This is a genomic window from Glutamicibacter sp. AGC46 (assembly GCF_053543715.1).
On record NZ_JBLVOJ010000025.1, the window covers coordinates 479893 to 482188 of the forward strand.

A 2296-nucleotide genomic window follows, 5' to 3' on the forward strand; every position below is an offset into this window, starting at 1 on the left:
GAATTCGCGGGCACCTTTGCCGTTTAAGCTCCTGCGTGCCTGTTGCTACTTGTCCAGGCCGTCGCGTACGTCCTTGGCCGCATCCTTGACTGACTCGCCGGCCTGTTTGGCTTTCGCAGCGGCTTGGTCCTTAACGCCTTCAGCCTGCAGGCGTTCATTGCCGGTCGCATCGCCTACGGATTTCTTGGCCTTGCCCGAAACTTCTTGCGCCTTATTCTGGATCTTATCGCCTAGGCCCATTGGAAAATCTCCTTCTGCAGTTGATTCGATAGCGTACCTTCTCCAGCCTAATGGGCCGCGCAGATGATTCACCTGTCCCGGGCCTCTGCATTAGCTGGCAGATTTTCCCGGTTCCTCCCCGGCTGCGCAATTGCGTGTATCCTTGCACGTTCGTCCGGCGATCACACCGCATCCAGCAGTGCGCGAAGCTGTTCCTTGTACTCTTCGAAGGCGGTTCGCCCAGCGCGGGTCAAGGCAATGTAGGTCACTGGGCAGCGCCCCTCCAGGATCTTGTCCACCTTCACGTAGTCACCGTCTTCCAGCTTGCGCAAATGCGTTGCCAGATTACCCGAGGTCATCGACAGCAGGCCCTGCAGCTTGGGAAACGAGATGCTGTCCCCGGCCCGCAAGGTGTCCAGGACCGTGACGGTCCTCAGCCGTGCCTGGGCGTGGATCAGCGGGTCAAGCTCCTGCATGCCCACCCCGGATCAAGGCTCCTGAGACCAGTTCCGGCTTGCTGCCGTGCAGCAGGCCCAGCACGATGAATCCCAGCCCGCCAACTGCACCGGCCAAGAGGTTATGCGGTGCCGGCGCGGCCAGTGAGAGCAGGGCAATAGCCAGGATCCAGGACCCGAAGACCAGCTGGGCCCGGTCGTTGAAGAGCACCGAGCCGGCAACCACGAGCACGCCGATCACCAGGCACAGGCCGGTGAGGGCAAAAGTCGCCATGCCCATTGAGCTCAGCCCGTCGGCATGCAGCCGCCAACCGAGCAAGGCGGTGATGATCATGCCCAGACTGAAAGTGTTGCCGTAGATCGCCCCTTGCGCCATCGACGGACCTTTGGTCCCCGAACCGCGCTTGGCCGAATGCACGCCGGAAGTCACGATCGCGATGAGGAATGAGGCAACTGCGGTGCCGATGCCAACCGCCGGCGGCAGCAGCGGCGAGCCCTGCGGCGCGAGTGCCAAGTAGAGCCCGAGGAAGGCAATGATCCAGGCACCGCCCCAGATGGAGAACAGCAGTTGCTGGTTCGGGCTCATGCCCTCGCGGGCTTGCTGTGCATCCGATTCGATTCCACGCAGAATGCGAGCCGGGTCGATGTCATTGCTGTTCGTGTTGTCCATGGCGCACTGCCTCCTTCGGCGATCACCGCCTCCGAGTCGCAAAGCAGTACGTGATGAAAACCACTTTGCATTACAAAGTTCAAGATAGCGCTAACGACGGCTTACCGCAAGAGGCGCATTCTGGCAGCTGCGCCTAATCGCACCCCGCCGTGTTCGACCCACGGCAGAAGCCGCAGGCCAGAGGCCTTTCAAGAGCAATTGCACGTCGCATGGAAGCGAAGTGGATTTTTCCTGCAGCGCTCGGTTTGCGCTTGGCGCTATTTGCGCCCGAGCACGGCCACCAGGAAATCGGCGGCAGGCAAATGGAAGTTCCAGGTCGAATAGCGTTGCTGCAGTGCCAGCCCCGCCTCCAAAGCGTCGGCCTCGAAGTCATCGAACCCGTAGCCGCGTCCCGAGCCGAAGCCGATGATCATGCGCCCGTCTGCCGCCAGATGCCCGCGCAGTTGCTGCAGCGCCGGGCGGCGTTCGGACTCGGAGAGGAAGGTGACGACATTGCCGGCAGAAACTATCAGGTCGAATTCCTGGTTCTCCCCCGCTGCGTCAGCGATGGTGAAGTCAGCCAGATTGCCGACCTGCCATTGGGCTTTGGGGTAATCTGCCCGGGCAACATCGATTAAATGCGGGTCGAGGTCCACGCCAACCACTTGGTGCCCTTGCTCGGAAAGCCAGCCGCCGATCCGCCCGGTCCCGCATCCGGCATCCAGAATTCTGCTGCCCCGGGCAACCATCGCGTCAACGGCTCGAGCTTCCCCGAAAATATCCTGGCCTTCGGCGGCAAGCGTGCGCCAGCGCTGGGCAAAATTCTGCGAGTGGTCCGGGTTCTTGCGAACGGTGGCGAGCCAAAGGTTTTCTTCTGGTGCAGTCATGCATCCAGTTTCGCACTTTCGCTGGCATTCGGCGATTGGCTGGCGCCGGCCGGGAATACGAAGAAGAGCGCTTCAATCACTCTTTC

At 61.5% G+C, this 2296-nt stretch carries 4 protein-coding genes; all 4 read right to left on the minus strand.

Annotated elements, in window-relative coordinates; all coding sequences use genetic code 11:
- Positions 1-45 precede the first annotated feature (45 nt).
- A complete protein-coding gene (locus tag ACNPM8_RS17230) occupies positions 46-240 on the minus strand; it encodes a CsbD family protein (protein ID WP_105657755.1) in 195 nt (64 codons plus the stop codon).
- A gap of 161 nt (positions 241-401) precedes the next feature.
- Positions 402-695, minus strand: coding sequence for a transcriptional regulator (locus ACNPM8_RS17235; RefSeq protein ID WP_133833428.1), 294 nt, complete (start codon positions 693-695; stop codon positions 402-404).
- Positions 682-1344, minus strand: coding sequence for a hypothetical protein (locus ACNPM8_RS17240; protein ID WP_133833429.1), 663 nt, complete (start codon positions 1342-1344; stop codon positions 682-684). The genes ACNPM8_RS17235 and ACNPM8_RS17240 overlap by 14 nt, the downstream gene beginning before the upstream one ends.
- A gap of 257 nt (positions 1345-1601) precedes the next feature.
- Complete coding sequence (locus ACNPM8_RS17245; RefSeq protein ID WP_105657752.1) at positions 1602-2210, minus strand: class I SAM-dependent methyltransferase; 609 nt, start codon at positions 2208-2210, stop codon at positions 1602-1604.
- Between the last annotated feature and the right edge of the window lie 86 nt (positions 2211-2296).

Bases quoted from the DNA above. Each gene is read 5' to 3' on its own strand.
- ACNPM8_RS17230 (WP_105657755.1), bottom strand. From the start codon at position 240: ATGGGCCTAGGCGATAAGATCCAGAATAAGGCGCAAGAAGTTTCGGGC.
- ACNPM8_RS17245 (WP_105657752.1), bottom strand. From the start codon at position 2,210: ATGACTGCACCAGAAGAAAACCTTTGGCTCGCCACCGTTCGCAAGAAC.
- ACNPM8_RS17235 (WP_133833428.1), bottom strand. From the start codon at position 695: ATGCAGGAGCTTGACCCGCTGATCCACGCCCAGGCACGGCTGAGGACC.
- ACNPM8_RS17240 (WP_133833429.1), bottom strand. From the start codon at position 1,344: ATGGACAACACGAACAGCAATGACATCGACCCGGCTCGCATTCTGCGT.